This is a genomic window from Streptomyces sp. I05A-00742, from assembly GCF_013055795.1.
GTDB lineage: Bacteria > Actinomycetota > Actinomycetes > Streptomycetales > Streptomycetaceae > Streptomyces.
On sequence record NZ_JABETO010000015.1, the window covers coordinates 22,763 to 41,533 of the forward strand.

General features: G+C 74.0%; 10 protein-coding genes. 4 read left to right on the plus strand and 6 right to left on the minus strand.

Translation table 11 applies throughout. The features are described 5' to 3' along the window. Positions 1–76: 76 nt before the first annotated feature. Both HN013_RS16415 and HN013_RS16420 read left to right on the plus strand, forming a co-directional pair. Positions 77–961: an SCO6745 family protein gene (locus HN013_RS16415; protein WP_171166895.1), complete on the plus strand. Its 885-nt coding sequence runs from the start codon at positions 77–79 to the stop codon at positions 959–961. A 75-nt stretch (positions 962–1,036) separates the two neighbouring features. After that, the gene (locus tag HN013_RS16420) at positions 1,037–3,388 is read left to right on the plus strand and encodes a Tex family protein (protein WP_171166896.1); all 2,352 of its coding nucleotides are present in this window, start codon (positions 1,037–1,039) and stop codon (positions 3,386–3,388) included. 122 nt (positions 3,389–3,510) lie between these two features. Here HN013_RS16420 and HN013_RS16425 read toward each other — a convergent pair whose 3' ends face one another. The 4 genes from HN013_RS16425 to HN013_RS16440 all read right to left on the minus strand — a co-directional run bounded on the left by HN013_RS16425 (position 3,511) and on the right by HN013_RS16440 (position 11,915). Continuing rightward, positions 3,511–4,929 (minus strand): M1 family metallopeptidase, encoded by a 1,419-nt coding sequence (locus HN013_RS16425; RefSeq protein WP_171166897.1) that lies wholly within the window; start codon positions 4,927–4,929, stop codon positions 3,511–3,513. 1 nt (position 4,930) lies between these two features. Then, positions 4,931–8,893 carry a Pls/PosA family non-ribosomal peptide synthetase gene (locus tag HN013_RS16430; protein WP_212764427.1) on the minus strand — a complete coding sequence of 1,321 codons (3,963 nt, stop codon included), beginning with the start codon at positions 8,891–8,893 and terminating at the stop codon, positions 4,931–4,933. A gap of 297 nt (positions 8,894–9,190) precedes the next feature. Next, positions 9,191–10,828 (minus strand): ABC-F family ATP-binding cassette domain-containing protein, encoded by a 1,638-nt coding sequence (locus tag HN013_RS16435; protein WP_171166898.1) that lies wholly within the window; start codon positions 10,826–10,828, stop codon positions 9,191–9,193. Between the two features lie 13 nt (positions 10,829–10,841). Beyond that, complete coding sequence (locus tag HN013_RS16440) at positions 10,842–11,915, minus strand: oxidoreductase (RefSeq protein WP_249375078.1); 1,074 nt, start codon at positions 11,913–11,915, stop codon at positions 10,842–10,844. 69 nt (positions 11,916–11,984) lie between these two features. On the opposite strand from HN013_RS16440, the gene HN013_RS16445 reads away from it, so the two are divergent. Next, positions 11,985–12,947, plus strand: a complete 963-nt coding sequence (locus tag HN013_RS16445; RefSeq protein WP_171166899.1) for an FAD-dependent oxidoreductase — start codon at positions 11,985–11,987, stop codon at positions 12,945–12,947. Positions 12,948–12,980: 33 nt separating this feature from the next. Here the strand turns inward: HN013_RS16445 and HN013_RS16450 are convergent, their stop codons facing one another. Beyond that, positions 12,981–14,939 carry a Xaa-Pro dipeptidyl-peptidase gene (locus HN013_RS16450; RefSeq protein ID WP_312018621.1) on the minus strand — a complete coding sequence of 653 codons (1,959 nt, stop codon included), beginning with the start codon at positions 14,937–14,939 and terminating at the stop codon, positions 12,981–12,983. A gap of 104 nt (positions 14,940–15,043) precedes the next feature. After that, positions 15,044–16,882 (minus strand): Xaa-Pro dipeptidyl-peptidase, encoded by a 1,839-nt coding sequence (locus tag HN013_RS16455; protein WP_249375079.1) that lies wholly within the window; start codon positions 16,880–16,882, stop codon positions 15,044–15,046. 301 nt (positions 16,883–17,183) lie between these two features. On the opposite strand from HN013_RS16455, the gene HN013_RS16460 reads away from it, so the two are divergent. Beyond that, entirely contained in the window at positions 17,184–18,716 is a 1,533-nt protein-coding gene (locus tag HN013_RS16460) for a M1 family metallopeptidase (protein WP_171166901.1), read from the plus strand. Positions 18,717–18,771 lie beyond the last annotated feature (55 nt).

Below are 18,771 nucleotides of genomic sequence, written 5' to 3' on the forward strand. Positions count from 1 at the left end.
CTGCCATGCCGGACCCACGTTCCCGGACGCCGTCCCGGTCTTCCCCGCCGGCCCTCCGGCACCTAGCGTTCCGGGCATGACGAGTCCTTCCGCATCCGCAGCCCGCCGTTGTCACGCCGCCCTGGAACGTCTGCACGTCTTCTCCTACTTCACCCCGGAGAGCACCCGGGAGTTCGCCGCGCTGGGGATCGAGCACGCCCACACCCGCTACTTCGCGGAGCGGGGCGCGGCCATGGGACGGGTCGGGGCGGGTGCCGTCACGGCGGCGTTCCACATCTTCAAGCACGAGCTGGTGGCCCGGCACGTGCCGGCCGTGTGGGAGACCGCCGCTCCGGAGGAGGCCCTGGCCGCCCGGCTGCGCGCCTGCGACACGGCCCTGCGCCGGATACTGGGCGAGGAGTTCGTCACGGCCCCCGGAACGGCCGAGGCCGCGGAGCTCGCGCTGCGGGCCGCCGAGGCGGGCGAGCGGCCCTCCCGGCCGCTGTTCGCCGCCCAGGCCGACCTGCCGGTCCCCGACAGGCCGCACCTCGCCCTCTGGCACGCCGCGACGATGCTGCGCGAGCACCGCGGCGGCGGGCACCTGGCCGTGCTGACCGGGGCCGGGCTCGACCCCGTCGAGGCGCTGGTCAGCCATGTGGCCGACGGCGACCGCCGGTCCCTGCCCGGACGGCTGCTGCGGACCCGCGGGTGGAGCCCGGAGGAGCTGGAGGAGGCCGAGCGGCGGCTGCGCGACCGCGGGCTGCTCGCCGCGGACGGGACACTCACCGGGGCGGGCAGGGCGCTGCGCCGGGACATCGAGGAGGCGACCGACCGGCTGGACGCCGCGCCCTACGCGCACCTGGGCGCGGCCGGTGTGGAGCGGCTGACGGAGCTGGCCGGGGCGGTGGCCGGGCGGCTCGCGGACGCGGGGGCGTTCCCGATGGGCGCCCCGCGGGCGGCGGACGGCTCCGGCGAGGGGTGAGCCGGGGGCGGCGCGGCCCGCGTTGTCACAGGTACCTGCCACAATGCAGACCGCAGTCCGAAGAGAAAGCGGAGCGTGATCGTGACGGCTACCGGTACGTCGGTCGAAGGCAGGATCGCCGAGGAGCTCGGCGTTCAGGAGCGGCAGGTGAAGGCGGCCGTCGACTTGCTCGACGGCGGGGCGACCGTGCCGTTCGTCGCCCGCTACCGCAAGGAGGCGACCGGCGCGCTGGACGACGCTCAGCTGCGCACCCTGGAGGAGCGGCTGCGCTACCTGCGGGAGCTGGAGGAGCGGCGGGCCGCCGTCCTGGAGTCGGTGCGCTCGCAGGGCAAGCTGGACGCCGCGCTGGAGGCGCGGATCCGGGAGGCCGACTCCAAGGCCCGGCTGGAGGACATCTACCTGCCGTTCAAGCCCAAGCGGCGCACCAAGGCGCAGATCGCGCGCGAGGCGGGGCTGGAGCCGCTGGCCGAGGGGCTGCTGTCCGACCCGGGTGTCGAACCGCTCGCCGCGGCGGCCGCGTTCGTGTCCGCGGACCGGGGCGTGGCCGACGCCGCGGCGGCGCTGGAGGGCGCCCGGGCGATCCTCACCGAGCGGTTCGCCGAGGACGCCGACCTCATCGGCGAGCTGCGCGAGCGGATGTGGACGCGCGGGCGGCTGGCGGCGAAGGTGCGGGCGGGCAAGGAGGAGGCGGGCGCGAAGTTCGCCGACTACTTCGACTTCGCCGAGCCGTTCACCGAGCTGCCGTCGCACCGGGTGCTGGCCATGCTGCGCGGCGAGAAGGAGGAGGTGCTCGACCTCGTCCTGGATCCGGAGCCGGCCGGTACGGAGCCGGCGGGCGCGAGCGCGTACGAGCAGGCCATCGCCCGCCGCTTCGGCATCGCCGACCGGGGGCGGCCGGGTGACAAGTGGCTGGCGGACACCGTCCGCTGGGCCTGGCGCACCCGGGTCCTCGTCCACCTCGGCATCGACCTGCGGCTGCGGATGCGCCAGGCGGCCGAGGACGAGGCGGTCCGCGTCTTCGCCACGAACCTGCGCGACCTGCTGCTCGCCGCGCCCGCCGGCACCCGCGCCACCATGGGCCTCGACCCGGGCTTCCGCACGGGGGTGAAGGTCGCCGTCGTCGACGCCACCGGCAAGGTGGCCGCCACCGAGACCATCTACCCGCACGTCCCGCAGAACAAGTGGGACGCCTCCCTGGCCACCCTGGCCCGGCTCGCGAAGGAGCACGGCGTCGAGCTGGTCGCCATCGGCAACGGCACGGCCTCCCGCGAGACGGACCGGCTTGCCGCCGACCTGATGACCCGTCACCCCGAGCTGAAGCTCACCAAGGTGATGGTCTCCGAGGCCGGGGCCTCGGTGTACTCGGCCTCCGCCTTCGCCTCCCAGGAACTGCCCGGTATGGACGTGTCGCTGCGCGGCGCGGTCTCGATCGCGCGGCGGCTCCAGGACCCGCTGGCCGAGCTGGTGAAGATCGACCCCAAGTCGATCGGCGTCGGCCAGTACCAGCACGACCTCTCCGAGGTGAAGCTGTCCCGGTCCCTGGACGCCGTCGTCGAGGACTGCGTCAACGGCGTGGGCGTCGACGTCAACACGGCCTCGGCGCCGCTGCTCTCCCGGGTGTCCGGCATCGGCGCAGGCCTCGCCGAGAACATCGTCGCCCACCGCGACGCCAACGGCCCGTTCCGCTCCCGCAAGGCGCTCAAGGACGTGCCCCGGCTCGGCCCCAAGGCGTACGAGCAGTGCGCCGGCTTCCTCCGCATCCGCGGCGGCGACGATCCGCTGGACGGCTCCAGCGTCCACCCCGAGGCGTATCCGGTGGTGCGGTCCATGGCCAAGCGGACGGGCGGTGACGTCGCGGCCCTCATCGGCAGCACGAGCACCCTGCGCTCCCTGCGCCCCGAGGACTTCGTCGACGACTCCTTCGGTCTGCCGACGGTGACCGACATCCTGCGCGAGCTGGAGAAGCCGGGGCGCGACCCGCGTCCCGCGTTCCGGACCGCCTCCTTCAAGGACGGCGTCGAGAAGATCGGCGATCTGACGCCGGGGATGATCCTGGAGGGCGTCGTCACCAATGTCGCCGCCTTCGGGGCGTTCGTGGACGTCGGGGTGCACCAGGACGGGCTCGTGCATGTGTCGGCGATGTCGAAGACGTTCGTCAAGGATCCCCGGGATGTGGTGAAGCCGGGGGACATCGTGCGGGTGAAGGTGCTGGAGGTCGACATTCCGCGGAAGCGGATCTCGCTGACGCTGCGGTTGGAGGACGAGGCCGGCGCCTCGAAGGGGCCTCGCGAGCAGCGGGCACCTCGGGAACAGCGCCGCGGCGGTGCTCCCCGTCAGCAGCGGCGTGAGGCGTCGCCCGCCGCCGGCGGGGCGATGGCCGACGCGCTGCGGCGGGCGGGGTTGGTGCGGCCCGAGGGACGGCGCTGAGGGGTATCGCCGGGCGGGCTGACTTCGGCCCGTCCGGCGATTGAGGACAGCGCGCGCAGCGTGCTTCGGGGGATGCGGGGGCTTGCCCCCGCAAGAAACGGTGAAGGGGCGGGACCGGGGCCTCACCCCCGCCCGAACCCCGGCACCCGCTTCTCGAACAGCCACGGTCCCAGCACGTCGGCCACCGACCGTCCCAGCACCCGCTCCGCGTGCGTGAGGAACCCCGTCGTGTCCCCCGTGCCCCCGCGCCGCGTCTCGTGCCACGTCCGGAGGGTGCGGAAGAAGGGTTCGTCGCCCGCCGCGAGGCGGAGGGCGTGCAGGGCGCAGGCGCCGCGGACGTAGACGCGGTCGTCGAAGAGGTGACGGCGGCCGGGGTCGGCGATGCGGAGGTTCTGCCGCCGGTCGGCGAGGTCGTCGCGGGAGCGGTGGGCGAGGGTGTGGGCGTCGGCCTCGCCGAGGTGTTCGGACCAGAGCCACTCGGCGTAGGTGGCGAAGCCCTCGTTGAGCCAGATGTGCTGCCATCCGGCGAGGCCGACGCTGTTGCCGAACCACTGGTGCGCGGTCTCGTGGGCGACGAGCGTCTCCCAGCCGCGCCGGCCGTCCATGTGGTTGCGGCCGAAGACGGAGAGCGTCTGGTTCTCGACGGGCGCGTCCAGATCGGCGTCGACGACGACCACGCCGTAGGACTCGAAGGGGTAGGGGCCGAAGAGGTCGGTGAAGACGCCCAGGATCCGCCCCTGGCGGGCGAGGTCGTGCCGGACGTTCTCCTCCAGCCCGACCGGGCAGGCCACATGGACCGGCACGGGCGCTCCGGCGGCCCCCTCGCCCGTCCAGGTCTCGCGGTGGAACCGGCCGGTGTAGACGGCCGCGAGGTAGCAGGCCATCGGCCCGGGGTGGTGGTAGGTCCAGCGGGCCGAGCCGCCCTCCTCGCGACGGTCGGTCAGGGAGCCGTTGGCGAGGGCGTCGTGGCCGGCCGGGACGGTGACCTCGATGGTGTAGGCGGCCTTGTCGTCGGGCCGGTCGTTGCAGGGGAACCACGAGGGCGCGCCCACCGGCTGGGAGGCGACGAGGGTGCCGTCGTGGTCGTCGCCGGTGCGGTCCCAGCCGATGGGGCCGTAGGGCGAGGAGACGGGGCGTGGCCCGCCTTCGTAGCGGATGTCCAGGACGAAGGGGCGTCCCGGGTCGAGGGTGCGGCCGGTGGTGATCCGGAGCTTGCCGTCCCTGTGGTGGAAGCGGACCGGCCGGTCGTCGAGGAGGGTCTCGGTCACCGTGAGCCGGGCGAGGTCGAGTTCGACGCGGTCGAGGGCGACGTTGGCGGCCGCCTCGATCCAGGCGTGGCCGTCGAGCCGGTTCCGCCCGGGGTCGAAGGCGAGCTTCAGGTCGTGGGCGAGGGTCCGGTGGCCGTACGAGCCGTGGCCGGGGAAGTACTGCTGCTCGTGGGCGGCCCGGTGCCGGGAGCCGCCCCCGACGGCGGCGGAGGTCACCGGGACGACCGCCGCCGCGAGGAGGGCGCGGCGGCCGCATCCGTGTCGTGGGCCCATGTCACGCGGCTTCCCGCTCCGGTGCGGGTGCCCGGTCCGCCCGCGGCCGCTGGCCGGCGATGGGGTTGCCGGCCCAGCGGGTGCCGGGCGGGACCGTCTCGCCGCGCATGACCAGGGACGAGGGGGCGATGGCGGTGTGCGCGCCGACGGTGGTGCCGGGCAGCACGATGCCGTGCGGGCCGAGGGAGGCGCCTTCGGCGAGGTGGACGGTGTCCATGCGCATGATCCGGTCGTGGAAGAGGTGGGTCTGGAGCACACAGCCGCGGTTGACGGTGGCCCCGTCGCCGAGGGTGATGAGGTCGGTCTCCGGCAGCCAGTGGGTGTCGCACCACACGCCCCGGCCGACGCGGACGCCCAGGGAGCGCAGCCACCAGTTGAGCACGGGAGTGCCGGTGAAGGGACCCGCCAGCCAGGGGACGGCGAGGGATTCGACGAAGGTGTCGAACAGTTCGTTGCGCCAGACGAACGAGCTCCACAGCGGGTGTTCGCCGCTCCGGAACCGGCCCATGAGCAGCCACTTCGCGGCGGTGGCGAGCAGTCCCGCGAGGATGCCGCCGAGCGCCAGCAGGGGGGCGGCAACGAGCGCGGCGAGGCCCAGGCCGCCGTTGGTGAGGACCCACTGCTCGCCGAGGAGCACCATGTCGGCCAGGGCGAGCCCGAACATCAGCGGCAGCACCCGGCACAGTTCGACGCCGGCGCGGGCCAGGACCAGCCGCCGGGGCGGTGCGAAGGTGCGTCCGGCGTCGGCGACGGTGGCGACGCGGGGCAGCGGCATGGCGGGGCGGCCCAGCCAGGAGGTGCCGGGTTCGCTGTGCTCGGGCGCGTCGGAGAGGACGCCGACCAGGCCGTGGTCGGGGACGCCCCGGCCGGGGCTGATGATGCCGGAGTTGCCGAGGAAGGCGCGCCGGCCGACGTGGGCGGTGCCCAGGCGCAGCCAGCCGCCGCGCAGTTCGTAGGGGGCGACGAGGGTGTCGTCGGCGAGGAACGCGCCGTCGGCGACGGTCAGCAGGGAGGGCAGGGGCAGGACGGTGGAGAGTTCGGCGCGGCGGCCGATCCGGGCGCCCAGCATCCGCATCCACACCGGGGTGGCGAGGCTCGCGTACACGGGGAAGAGGTTCCGCCGGGTCCCGTTCAGCAGGCGGGTGATGACCCAGGCCCGCCAGGCGACGCCGCCGCAGGCCGGGTGGAGGCCGGCGCTGATGCCGCGGTTGAGGACGCGGACCGTGGCCGCGACGACGAGCATCCAGCAGACCGTGGTGACCACGGTGAAGACGGGGACGGCCAGGAACAGGCGGACGGCGACCGAGCCCAGCGAGGTGCTGCCCCGGATCAGGTAGTAGGTGCCGACGAGGGCCGGCGCGGCGGCGAGGACCGGCAGCAGCGGCAGGCCGAACAGCGAGAGCGCGTAGGCGGCGGACCAGCGCCGGGAGCGGGTGTGGCGCGGTTCTGGCCAGTCGTCGGCGGGACGGACCGGGCCGCTCGCCCGGTGGGCGGCGGCGTCCGGGCGGGCGGGCGAGCCCACCCAGGTCTGCCCGGCGGGCACATGGCCGTCGAGGCAGGCGCCGGGGCCCAGTTCGGCGCCGGGGCCGAGGGAGGAACCGGGCATCACCATGCTGCGGTGGCCGGCCCGGGAGTGGGCGCCGAGGCGCACGGGTCCGACGTGCAGGGTCTCGCCGTCGATCCACCAGCCGGCGATGTCGGCCTCGGGCTCGACACTGCACCCCTCGCCGAGTTCGGCGAATCCGGTGACCGGCGGCATGGCGTGCAGAGAGACGTTTCTGCCCGCCGCGCAGCCGAGGGCGCGGGCGTACCAGCGGGCCCAGGGGGTGCCCATCAGGGAGGGAACGCCGAACGCGGCCACCGTCCGTTCGGCGGCCCACAGCCGCAGGTGGACACGGCCGCCGCGCGGGTGGGCGCCCGGGGTGACGCCGTGGGTGAGCACGCGGGAGGCCAGCGCGCCGACCACGAACCGGCCGGGGGCGCTGAACAGCACGACCCAGGCGACGGCCACCAGCCACCAGGAGGTGAACGGCGCCCAGGTCTGCGGGGCGAGGATGCCGAGGAGGTTGTCGGCGACGGTCAGGGCGGTCAGCAGGCGCAGGCCCTGGACGCCGTAGAGGACGGTCTGCACCAGGATCTGCGCGGCGCCGGTGCGGCGCGGCAGCGGGCGGACCGTGCGCCGGGGGCCGGGGTCCTCGGCCGGGGCGTCGAGCGAGTCGATGTGTTCGGCCATGTCCCGCAGGACGGTGTGGCGGTACAGGCCGGCGACGGAGACGCCGGGGTGGTGCTCGCGCAGCGCCGAGGCCATACGGGCGGCGGTGAGGCTGGTGCCGCCCATGAGGACGAAGTCGGAGTCGGAACCGGGCCGGGCGCCGAGCAGTTCCTCCCAGAGGTCGGCGAGGCGGCCCGCCGTGCCGTGCAGTTCCTCCCCGCCGCCGGGTCCGGTGCCGCCGGTGGTGGGGAGCGGCCAGGGCAGGGCGTTGCGGTCGACCTTGCCGGAGGTGCGGGTGGGCAGGTCGTCGACCTCGGCGAGGACGGGGACGAGGGCGGCGGGCAGCCGTGCGGCCAGCCGGTCCCGCGCGGACGCCGGGTCGTACCCGGGCCCCGGCACCAGGTAGCCGACGAGCAGCTGGGAGCCGGACGGGGTGGTGCGCACCGCCGCGGCGGCGCCGCGCACGCCCGGGAGGTCGCCGAGCGCGGCGTCGATCTCGCCGAGCTCGATGCGCCGGCCGCCGAGCTTGACCTGGTCGTCGGCGCGGCCGGTGAAGACCAGGCCCTCCTCGTCGGCGCGGACGAGGTCGCCGGTGCGGTAGGCGCGCTCGGTGTCCAGGGCCGGGCAGGGCCGAAAGCGGTCGGCGTCCTTGGCGGGGTCGAGGTAGCGGCCGACGCCGACGCCGGCGATCACCAGCTCGCCCTCGGCGCCGTACGGCACGGGCTCGCCGTCCTCGTCGACGACGGCGAGCTCCCAGCCGTCGAGGGGCAGCCCGATGCGGACGGGCTCGCCCGGCTCCATCCGGGCGGCGCAGGCGACGACGGTGGTCTCGGTGGGCCCGTAGGTGTTCCACATCTCACGGCCGGGGACGGCGAACCGCTCGACGAGTCCGGGCGGGCAGGCCTCGCCGCCGACGATCAGCAGCCGGACCCGGTCCAGGGACTCCGCGGGCCAGAGGGCGGCGAGGGTCGGGACGGTGGAGACGACGGTGACGGCCCGCTCGACGAGCCAGGGGCCGAGTTCGTGGCCGGCTCTGACCAGCGCGCGGGGGGCAGGGACCAGGCAGGCGCCGTGCCGCCAGGCCAGCCACATCTCCTCGCAGGAGGCGTCGAAGGCGACGGACAGGCCCGCCAGCACCCGGTCGCCGGGGCCGAGGGGCTCGTCCTGGAGGAAGAGCGCGGCCTCGGCGTCGGTGAAGGCGGCGGCGCTGCGGTGGGAGACGGCGACCCCCTTGGGGGCGCCGGTGGAACCGGAGGTGAAGATGATCCAGGCGTCGTCCTCCGGCAGCGGCAGCCGTGCCCCGGCGGCCACCGGTTTCCGGCGGCCGGGGGCGAGGGAGCCGTCGGCGGTGACGACGCCGCACACCTCGGCCTCGTGGAACACCGTGGCGGCGCGTTCCTCGGGGTCGTCGGCGTCCACCGGCACATAGGCGGCGGAGCAGCGGAGGACGGCCAGGATGGACAGGTAGAGCTCGGCGGTTCCGGAGGGGACGCGGATGCCCACCCGGTCGCCGGGGCCGACCCCGGCCCGGCGCAGCCGGGCGGCGCGGGTCTCGACCGCCGCGCACAGCTCCCGGTAGGTGAGGACGCCGGTCCCGGTGTCGAGTGCGGGGACGTCGGGGTGCGTGGCGGCGGTCGCGTCGAGGACGTCGATCAGGGTGCGCTCCCCGTGCGGCGGGGCGCTCGTATAACGCGCCCGCCCCACTGAGGGGACCAGTGGGGTGGGGGTGGAACTGGAAAGAGTCGGGGACATGGCCTTACGCCTCAATTCGACGTTGGGAGTGCGAGCGCCCCTCGGACGCCCGCACCCACAGACGTCGCTCCGCGCCCACGGGTTCGTAAATCGAGGCCAATGTTCCGCAAATCGAACACGCGGCGGAGGTGCCTCGGGCGCACTCTTTTCCCACGGTACGTGCCGTTTCACCGGAAAACCATGGTTTTCCGGTGGTCGTACCGTGATGACCGCTTGGCACAGTGTTGACCTGCGGCGGAGGTTCTTTTCGGGGGAATTTTCGCCCAAAAGGGGGAGGAAAACTGGGAACCGAAACGCTCAGCGCTCCATAATGCGGCCGTCGTCGACCATGATCCGCCGGGTGGTGTGCACGGCCTCCAGCATCCTGCGGTCGTGCGTGACCAGGAGGAGCGTGCCCGTGTACGACGCGAGGGCGGACTCCAGCTGCTCGATGGCCGGCAGGTCGAGGTGGTTGGTGGGCTCGTCGAGCACCAGCAGGTTGACGCCCCGGGCCTGGAGCAGCGCCAGCGCGGCGCGGGTCCGCTCGCCCGGCGAGAGGGTCACCGCGGGGCGCAGCACATGGCCGGCCTTGAGGCCGAACTTGGCGAGCAGCGTCCGGACGTCGGCGGGGACGAGACCGGGGACGGCCGCCCCGAACGCGTCCAGCAGGGCCTCCGTCCCGAAGAACAGCGCCCGCGCCTGGTCCACTTCGCCGACGACCACCCCCGGGCCGAGCGAGGCGGCACCTTCGTCCAGCGGGAGCCGGCCCAGCAGGGCGGCCAGCAGGGTGGACTTCCCCGACCCGTTGGCGCCGGTCACCGCGACCCGGTCCGCCCAGTCGATCTGGAGGTCCACCGGGCCGAGGACGAAGGAGCCGCGGCGCACCACGGCACCGCGCAGGGTGGCCACCACGGCCCCCGAGCGGGGCGCCGCGGCGATCTCCATCCGGAGCTCCCACTCCTTGCGCGGCTCCTCGACGGTCTCCAGCCGCTCGATCAGCCGCTCGGTCTGCCGGGCCTTGGCGGCCTGCTTCTCGCTGGCCTCGACCCGGGACTTGCGGGTGATCTTGTCGATGTCGTTGGCCTTGCGGCGGGCGTTCCTGACGCCCTTCTCCATCCAGTTCCGCTGGGTGTGGGCACGGGCCTCCAGGGAGGCGCGGGTCTCCGCGTACTCCTCGTACTGCTCGCGGGCCTGCCGGCGGGCCCGCTCGCGCTCCTCCAGGTAGGCGCCGTAGCCGCCGCCGTAGAGGTTGACCTGCTGCTGGGCCAGGTCCAGCTCCAGCACCTGGTTGACGGTCCTGGCCAGGAACTCGCGGTCGTGGCTGACCAGGACGGTGCCCGCGCGCAGCCCGGTGACGAAGTTCTCCAGGCGGTCCAGACCGTCGAGGTCGAGGTCGTTGGTGGGCTCGTCGAGCAGGAACACGTCGTACCGGCTGAGCAGCAGCGAGGCCAGGCCGGCGCGGGCGGCCTGGCCGCCCGACAGGGCGGTCATCGGCCGGTCCAGGCCGACGGTGAGGCCGAGCGAGCCGACGACCTCCTCCGCGCGCTCGTCCAGGTCGGCGCCGCCGAGCCCCAGCCAGCGCTCCAGCGCCGTGGAGTACGCGTCGTCGGCGCCCGGCGCGCTCACGACGAGCGCTTCCGTGGCCGCGTCGAGGGCGGCCTGCGCGGCCGTGACCCCCGTGCGCCGGGCGAGGAACTCCCGCACCGTCTCCCCCGGGCGCCGCTCCGGCTCCTGCGGCAGGTGCCCCACCGTCGCGGTCGGCGGACTGATCCGCAGCGCGCCCTCGTCGGGCTCCGCGAGCCCGGCGAGCAGGCGCAGCAGGGTGGACTTCCCCGCGCCGTTGGCCCCGACCAGACCGATCACGTCCCCGGGGGCGACGACGAGGTCGAGCCCGGAGAACAGGGTGCGGTCGCCGTGACCGGCGGCGAGGTTCTTGGCGATGAGGGTGGCGTTCATGTCGGCGCCGAGTCTATCGGGCCATATGGGGGTCCCCAACGGATTTCCGCTGCCCGGGGCCGGGCCCCGGGCCTCCCGCCACGGCGACGCCCCCGAACGTCCGCGCCACCACGAACGCCCCCGCCCCGCCGAAGCCGTCCAGCAGGTGCGCGCCGCGCTCCAGGCGCCCCGCGAACAGCTCGGCTGTACGGATCCGCCGCAGCCGGTCCTGCCGGTAGCCGGTCAGCCGGACGCGGCAGGCCGAGGCGACCTCGACCCGTACCCCCGCGCCGTCGACGTGGAGTCCGACCAGCCGGTGCCGGGCGGTCCCTGCGTCGGCGGGGCGCTGCACAAGCTGTTCGAGCTGGGCGACGAGGACCGGGAGGAGGGGGGCGGGGCGGTCGACGAGCGTCGCCGAGGCGCCCGCGGCCGTGAACGCGGCGCGGGCCGCGGCCCGTTCAGGTTCCCCGACGGCGCGGTCGAAGAGCACCGCGCCGTACTCCCGCAGCTCCTCCGGGGCGGCCCCGGTCGCGTCGCGGGTGAGGTCGGCGCCGATCCCCGCCGCGCGGAGGGCCGCCGCGAGGCGGGCGAAGGAGGCGACGCGCGGCCCCACGAGCAGGACCCGGAGCGGCGGCGGAGCGGCCGGGGTCCCGTCGGCGAGCAGCCGTTCCGCCACGCGCCGGTACTCCTCGGCGCGGAAGCGGAACGGGCCGGTCCCGTCCGGGGCGCCGCCGCTCCCGGTGGCGTCCCGCCAGGCGAAGTCACGCCAGACGACGGCCCCTTGGCCGTCCGGCTCGACCACGGCGGTCACCTCGCCGCACTCCGGGCCCGGGCAGTCGGGGCAGGTGTAGAGGACCGAGCGCCCGCCCTCCGGCGGGTCGCCGGTGCCGGGCAGCGGGCGGCGGTGGGCGCCCGGGGCGAGGGGTACGGGGACGAGGTCGGAAGCGGGCGGCGGGAAACCGTCGAGGTCCGCCAGGTGCAGCAGCAGCGGCCGGCCGTCGACGGTGAAATCCACGAACTCGCGGCGCACTTGGCACGCCCGTCCGCCGAGGACACCGCCGGCGCGCGTGGTGTGCGCCAGCCCGAGGGTCGCGTACTCCACTGTCATGTGCCGAGTATTCCCCGACCCGTGCGGAATCCTCGCCCAACAGGCCCGGCGGGTCGGTACCTTCACCTCATGGTGAGCGATGCGATCGTGGTGGGATCCGGGGTCATCGGTCTGACCACGGCCGTCGTCCTCGCGGAGCGGGGCCGCAGGGTCGAGGTGTGGACGCGCGGGACGGCCGCGCAGACCACGTCCGCCGTGGCCGGGGGCCTGTGGTGGCCTTACCGCATCGAGCCGGCCGACGCCGTCACCGCCTGGTCGCTCGCGTCGCTGCCCGTCCTGGCCGGGCTCGCCCGGCGCCCGGAGGAGACCGGGGTGCGGATGGTCGACGGGGTGCACGCGGGCGCCGCGGCGGCCGCGTTGGGGCCGTGGGCGTCCGGGGTGCCCGGGCTGCGGGACGCCGCGCCGCACGAGATTCCGGCGGGGTACGAGCGGGCCGTCCGCGCCCGGCTGCCGCTGCTCGACATGCCCGTCCACCTCGGGTATTTGCAACGCCGCCTCGGGCTGGCCGGGGGGACGGTCACCCTCCGCCCGGTGGCCGCCCTCGCGGACGCCGGGCGCGCGGCGCCGGTGGTCGTCAACTGCGCGGGGCTGGGCGCCGGGCCGCTCGCCGGCGACCCGGAGGTGCACCCGGTGCAGGGGCAGCTCGTCGTCGTGGAGAACCCGGGCGTGCGCGAGTGGTTCACGGCCGCCGACGACCCCACGCGCGACCCGGCCTACGTCCTCCCCCAGCCCTACGGCCTCGTCCTCGGCGGCACCGCGCGCCCCCACGTCTGGGACTGCGCGCCGGTGCCCTCCCTGGCGCAGGCGATCATCGCCCGGTGCGCCCGGGTCCATCCCTCCCTCACCCGGGCCCGGATCCTGGCGCACCGGGCCGGGCTGCGGCCCGCGCGCCAACGGGTGCGGCTGGAGGCGGAGCGGCTGCCGGGCGGGACGCGGCTGGTGCATAACTACGGGCACGGCGGGGCCGGTGTGACGGTCGCCTGGGGGTGTGCGCACGAGGCGGCGGAGCTGGCGCTCGCGCGGGAGGAGTGAGGGGGTGACCCGTGCGGGTCATCCCCTCGGGGTTCACTGCAGCCGCTTGGGCACCGGCACCGGCAGCCCGTACGGGTGCCCCTTGCCGGCCGGGGGACGGGGGCTGCCCGCGGTGGCGCGGAGGAACGCCCCGTAGCCCCCGACGATCGGCAGGTTCGCCGACGTCGCGGCCAGGTCCAGCGTCAACTGCGGGGTTGTCGACGCCGGTTCGATGAGACCCGCGTCCGTGCCCGCGACGATGAGCGCCAGCCGGTGGCCCGCCGGGACGACGTGGTCGGTGGCGGCGAGGTCGAGGGTGATGGTGTACGGGGTGCCGGGCGTCACGGCCCGGCCGCGGGTGCCGCTCCCCCAGTGGCCGAGGTCCGCCCAGCCGCGGCTGAGGACGGTGTGGCCGACCCGGGCCGTCTTCGCCTCGGTGCGTTTGAAGCAGCCGGTGTCACCGGTGGTCCCGCCGCCCCAGCAGGTGGTGTCGGGCAGGGTGCGGATGCCCTCGGCGGCGTCCGCGTAGTCGCGGATGACGGCCGGGCCGAGGTCGACGAGCACCGCCGACAGATGGGCCGACGCGGTGGACGGCGTCACCCGCAGGCGGACCGTCGAGGAGCCGGAGAGGCGCAGGTCGCGGGCGAGCGGCCGGGTGACGAAGCCGGCCTTCGACGGGGTCGTCCGGTCGATCGCCGCCGCCCAGTCGCTCTCGCCGAGCTTCGGGTCGTCGGTGAACCGCGCGGTCGTTCCCGGCCGGGCGGGTTCCAGGCCCAGGGCGCCGGGGCCGTCGGCCGGTCCGGCGGACGGGCGCAGGGTGGTCGTCCGGGTGCCGGCCGGCGGCCAGGCGCGGTCGGTCGTCCACTGGTCGGGCGCCCGCTCGACGTCGGCCGCGGGCTCCTTCTCGATGCCGTTGTCGTGGCCGAGGAGGTAGTGGTCGAACCAGCGGTGCAGGGTGCTCACCCATGCCTCGCGGCGGAAGTCGAAGGGGTCCACATGGCCGGTCTGCGACAGCCAGATCTTCCGCTCCACGCCGTTGGCGGCGAGCGCGTCCCACCACTGGCCGAGGTGCTTGGTGCGGACGTTGAGGTCCTGCATACCGTGGACCGCGAAGACGCTGGCGCGGACCTTGCCCGCGTCGCGGACGTAGTCGCGCTCGCTCCACAGCGGCGTCCAGTCGCCGTTGCGCGGTGCCCCCCTGACGAGTTCGCGCTGGACGTCCTGGCAGCGGGCGCGGGCCTCGGCGCTCTCGACACGCGAGGCGAGGCCGTCGGGGCCGCTGCCGAAGAGCGCGGCACCCTTGGCGAAGTAGTAGTCGTACCAGGAGCTGATGGCGCCGATCGGGACGATGGTCTTCAGCCCCTCGACGCCGGTGGCGGCGACGCCGTTGGCGACCGTGCCGTCGTAGCTCTTGCCGATCATGCCGACGGCGCCGGTGGTCCAGCCCGCCGTCACCGCGGTGGTGCCGGTCCGGGAACCGTAGGCGCGGGCCCGTCCGTTGAGCCAGTCGACGACGGCCTTGGCGGACTGGACGTCCGACCGCCCGCCGACGTCGACGCAGCCGTCGGACCGGTTGGTCCCGGCGAGGTCGACGAGGACGACGGCGTAGCCGCGCGGGACGAAGTAGTTGTCGTAGTAGAGGGGGAACTGCACCGGGTTGCCCCGGTCGTCGTACGTCTTCTTCTGACTCTCGTTGCCGCGTCCGCAGCAGGAGTAGTACGGGCTGGCGTCCATGATCACCGGGACGCGGAGGCCCTTCTCGGCGGCCTCCCGGGGCCGGATGATGTCCACGGCCACCCGGTCGGTGCGGCCGGCGCGGGTCGGCGCCTCCACCCAGACCGACTCACGGACGGCCCGGTCGTAGGAGTAGACGGGTCTGCTCTCGCCGGCGCGTCTCTCCGGGGGCGCGGCCTGCGCGCCCGGTGGTGCGGCGAGGGAGACCAGCAGGGCGGCGAGTGCCGCCAGGACGAAGGTGGTCCAGGGTATGCGGGTGTTCCGCGTGGGTTTGGGCACGGGCGGGAGAGTACGCGGGTCAACTGCCGTGCAGAAGGGGGCGGACGGCAAGGGGGCGGCCTCCGGACCGAAGGGTCCGGGGGCCGCCCCGCCGTGCCGCTATGTCACGTCCGGTCCCCGCCGGTGGCGCGGGTGAGGGCCAGACCGCCGCCGACCACGGGCAGCTCGGCCGAGCTGCCGCTCAGGTCCACGGTCAGCTTCGGCTTGGACGCCGGGGCGTCGATGTACGGCTTGTCCGTGCCGGCCACGATCAGCGCCAGCCGGTGTCCGGCCGGGACCACGTGGTCGGCCGTGCCGAGGTCGACGGTGATCTCGTACTGCTTCCCGGGCGTGATCTCACGCTTGGGGAAGCCCGCGTAGTGGCCGAGGTCGGCCCAGCCGCGGCTGAAGACGGTCTGCTCCACCTTCTTGGTGGTGGGGACGGCCTTCTTGAAGCAGCCGGTGTCGCCGGTGGTGCCGCTGCCGAAGCACTCCTTCTCCGGGAGGATCTGGATGCCGCCGCCGGTCTTGTAGTCCCGGATGGTGTCCGGGCCGAGGTCGACGAGGACGGCGGACAGCGTCGCCGAGCTGGTGGTCGGGGTGACCTTCAGCTTCACCGAACCGTGTCCGGACAGCCGCAGTTCACGGTTGAGGGGCATGGTGGTGAACGACGCCTTGGCCGGGGTCGACCGGTCGACGTCCGCCGCCCAGTCGAGCTCGCCGAGGGTGGGGTCGTCGGTGAACTCGACCGCGCCCGGAGCACTGGAGGGCTCGGTGTTCAGCGTCCCGACGCCCGCGACCTTCCCGGCGGCCGGGTGCAGGGTGGCGCCGCCGGTGCCGCTCGGCGGCCAGGTGGTGTCGGTCGTCCACTTGTCGGGGGCGCGCTCGATGTCGGCCATCGGCTCCCGCTCGATGCCGTTGTCGTAGTCCATCAGGTAGTGGTCGAACCACCGGTGGAGGGTGGTCACCCACTCCTGGCGACGGAAGTCGAACGGGTCGGCGTGGGCGGCCGTCGAGAGCCAGATCTTGCGCTCGACACCGTTCTCGGCCAGACCGTCCCACCACTTGTTGAGGTGCTGGGCGCGGACGTTGAGGTCCTGGAGGCCGTAGACGGCGAAGACGCTGGCGCGGACCTTGTCCGAGTTGCGGACGTAGTCGCGCTCGGTCCACATGTCGGTCCAGTTGCCGTTGCGCGGCGAACCCTCGATCAGGGCGCGGTCCATGGCCTTGCAGCGGGCCTTGACCTCTTCGGTCTCGACGTAGCGCGCGTGACCGGCGATGCCCTCGGTGGAGTTGGTGGAGGCACCCTTGTAGAAGTAGTAGTTGTACCAGGAGGTGGGTCCGGCGATGGGGACGACGGTCTTCAGGCCCTCGACGCCGGTGGCGGCGACGCCGTTGATGACCGATCCCTCGTAGCTCTTGCCGATCATGCCCACGGAGCCGTTGGTCCAGTCGGCGTCGACGCCGCTGCCACCGGTGCGCGAGTCGAAGCCGTCCGCCCGGCCGTTGAACCAGTCGACGACCGACTTGGCCGCCGCGACGTCCGACGGACCGCCCACGTCCGCGCAGCCGTCGGAGCGGTTGGTCCCGGGCGTGTCGAGCAGGGCGACGGCGTAGCCGCGCGGAACGAAGTAGTTGTCGTAGAAGAGCGGGAACTGTACGGGCCTGCCCTGCTCGTCATACGTCTTGGCCTGGGCTTCGGGGCCGCGCCCGATGCTCTGGAAGTACGGGCTGGGGTTCAGGATGACGGGGACCTTTTTGCCCTGCTCGGCGGCTTCCCGGGGGCGGATGATGTCCACCGCCACCCGGTCCGTGCGCCCGTCGCCGTCGCTGTCCTTCCCCGTCGCCACATAGACCGTCTCCCGGACCGCGCGGTCGTAGGAGTAGATCGGGGTGCTCCCCTCGGAGCTCCGTCCGGCGGAGGCGGCCTGGGCGGTGCCCGGGGCCGCGACGAGAGCCGCCATAAGCGCGGTGGCAGCGGCCGGAACTGTGCGTTTCAAGAAACTTCTGGTGCGCATGTGACGCATGTTGTTTAGCACGAGCGGACGCTAGCGCAGTCAACTCCCTTGTTCCAAGCGCAATATGACGTACCGATGGGTATGCCGGGCCCACCGGTGCGACCGGATCGTGAGGCTGTTTCCGGACACGGCCACCATGACGGCCGGATGTCCGTTACATGTCGGGATTCGTCATGGACATTCCCACGCACACCATGAGTGCATAGGCTGCGAACGATCTTCCGCCCCCTACGAGTTGGAGTGTCTCGTGCGTCACAGACTCCTCGTCCCGAGCGCCGCCGCCGCTGCCGCGTTCCTGCTGCTCGCGGTCCCCGCGTCGGCCGCCGACGGTACGCCGGGCGCGCCGGGCATCGGAGACTCCTACTACCCGGACGCCGGCAACGGCGGCTACGACGTCTCCCACTACGACCTGCGGCTCAAGTACCAGCCGAAGACCGACCGGCTGGAGGGCACCGCGACGGTCACCGCCACCACCACGCAGGCGCTGTCCCGCTTCAACCTCGATCTGCTGCTGGACGTCGGCGAGGTTCTGGTCAACGGCAAGAAGGCCGCGTTCAGGAAGACGGGCACGCACGAGCTGGAGATCACTCCGGCCGCGGCCCTCCCGCAGGGCAAGCACATCACCGTCGTGGTCCGGTACAGCGGCACCCCGTCCGCGGTGAAGGTCGACGGATCCTCCGCCTGGCAGCGGACCCCCGACGGCGGCATCGCGGCCCAGGAACCGGAGTCGGCCGCCTGGTGGTTCCCCAGCAACGACCACCCGCGCGACAAGGCCACGTACGACATCTCGGTCTCCGTCCCCGACGGCACCCAGGCGATCAGCAACGGCGTCCTCGCCTCGCAGACCTCCAAGCTCGGCTGGACGCGCTACAACTGGCGCTCCACCAAGCCGCAGGCGAGCTACCTCACCACGCTGGCCATCGGCAGGTTCGAGATCACCACCGACACGACCGCCAACGGCCTGCCGGTCGTCAACGCCTACAGCAAGGACCTGGGCGACAACCTCGCCCCGGCCAAGGCGAGCGTCGAGCGCAGCGCCGAGGTCGTCGACTGGGAAAGCACCGTCTTCGGCCCGTACCCCTTCACGGCCGTCGGCGGCTATGTGCCCAACGTCCCCACGCGCTTCGCGCTGGAGACGCAGACCCGGCCGTTCTACAGCCCCGCTCCCTTCGCGAACGGCGCCAACGTCTCGCTCGTCGTGCACGAACTGGCCCACCAGTGGTTCGGCGACAGCGTCTCGGTGAAGAACTGGCGGGACATCTGGGTCAACGAGGGCTTCGCCACCTACGCGCAGTGGCTGTGGTCGGAGAAGGAGGGCGAGGGCACGGCGCAGCAGCTCGCCGACTACACGTACGCGCAGTACCCCGCGGGCGACAGGTTCTGGACGGTCAAGCCCGGTGACCCGGGCGCGGACAAGCAGTTCGACGGCGCCGTCTACCAGCGGGGGGCCGTCGCCCTCCAGGCGCTCCGCAACCAGGTAGGCGACAAGACGTTCTTCCGGATCCTGCAGGGCTGGACGGCGAAGAACCAGTACGGCAACGGCTCGGTCCAGGACTTCGTGGCCCACGCGGAGCAGGTGTCGGGCAAGAAGCTCAAGCCGCTCTTCGACACCTGGCTGTTCACCGCCTCCAAGCCCAGCGCCGCCGAGGCGGCCGAGTCCGGCATCGGCCTGCCGGCGAAGGCGGGGGCCCGGAAGGGCGCTGCCCTCACCGCACAGAAGCCGGAGCGGCCGGCGTCCTGGAAGAAGATCCAGGAGGCGCTCCGGACGCACCGGCACTGACCGCGCGGCACCGCGCGCAGGGGCCCGCCGTACCCCGCCCGGTACGGCGGGCTCC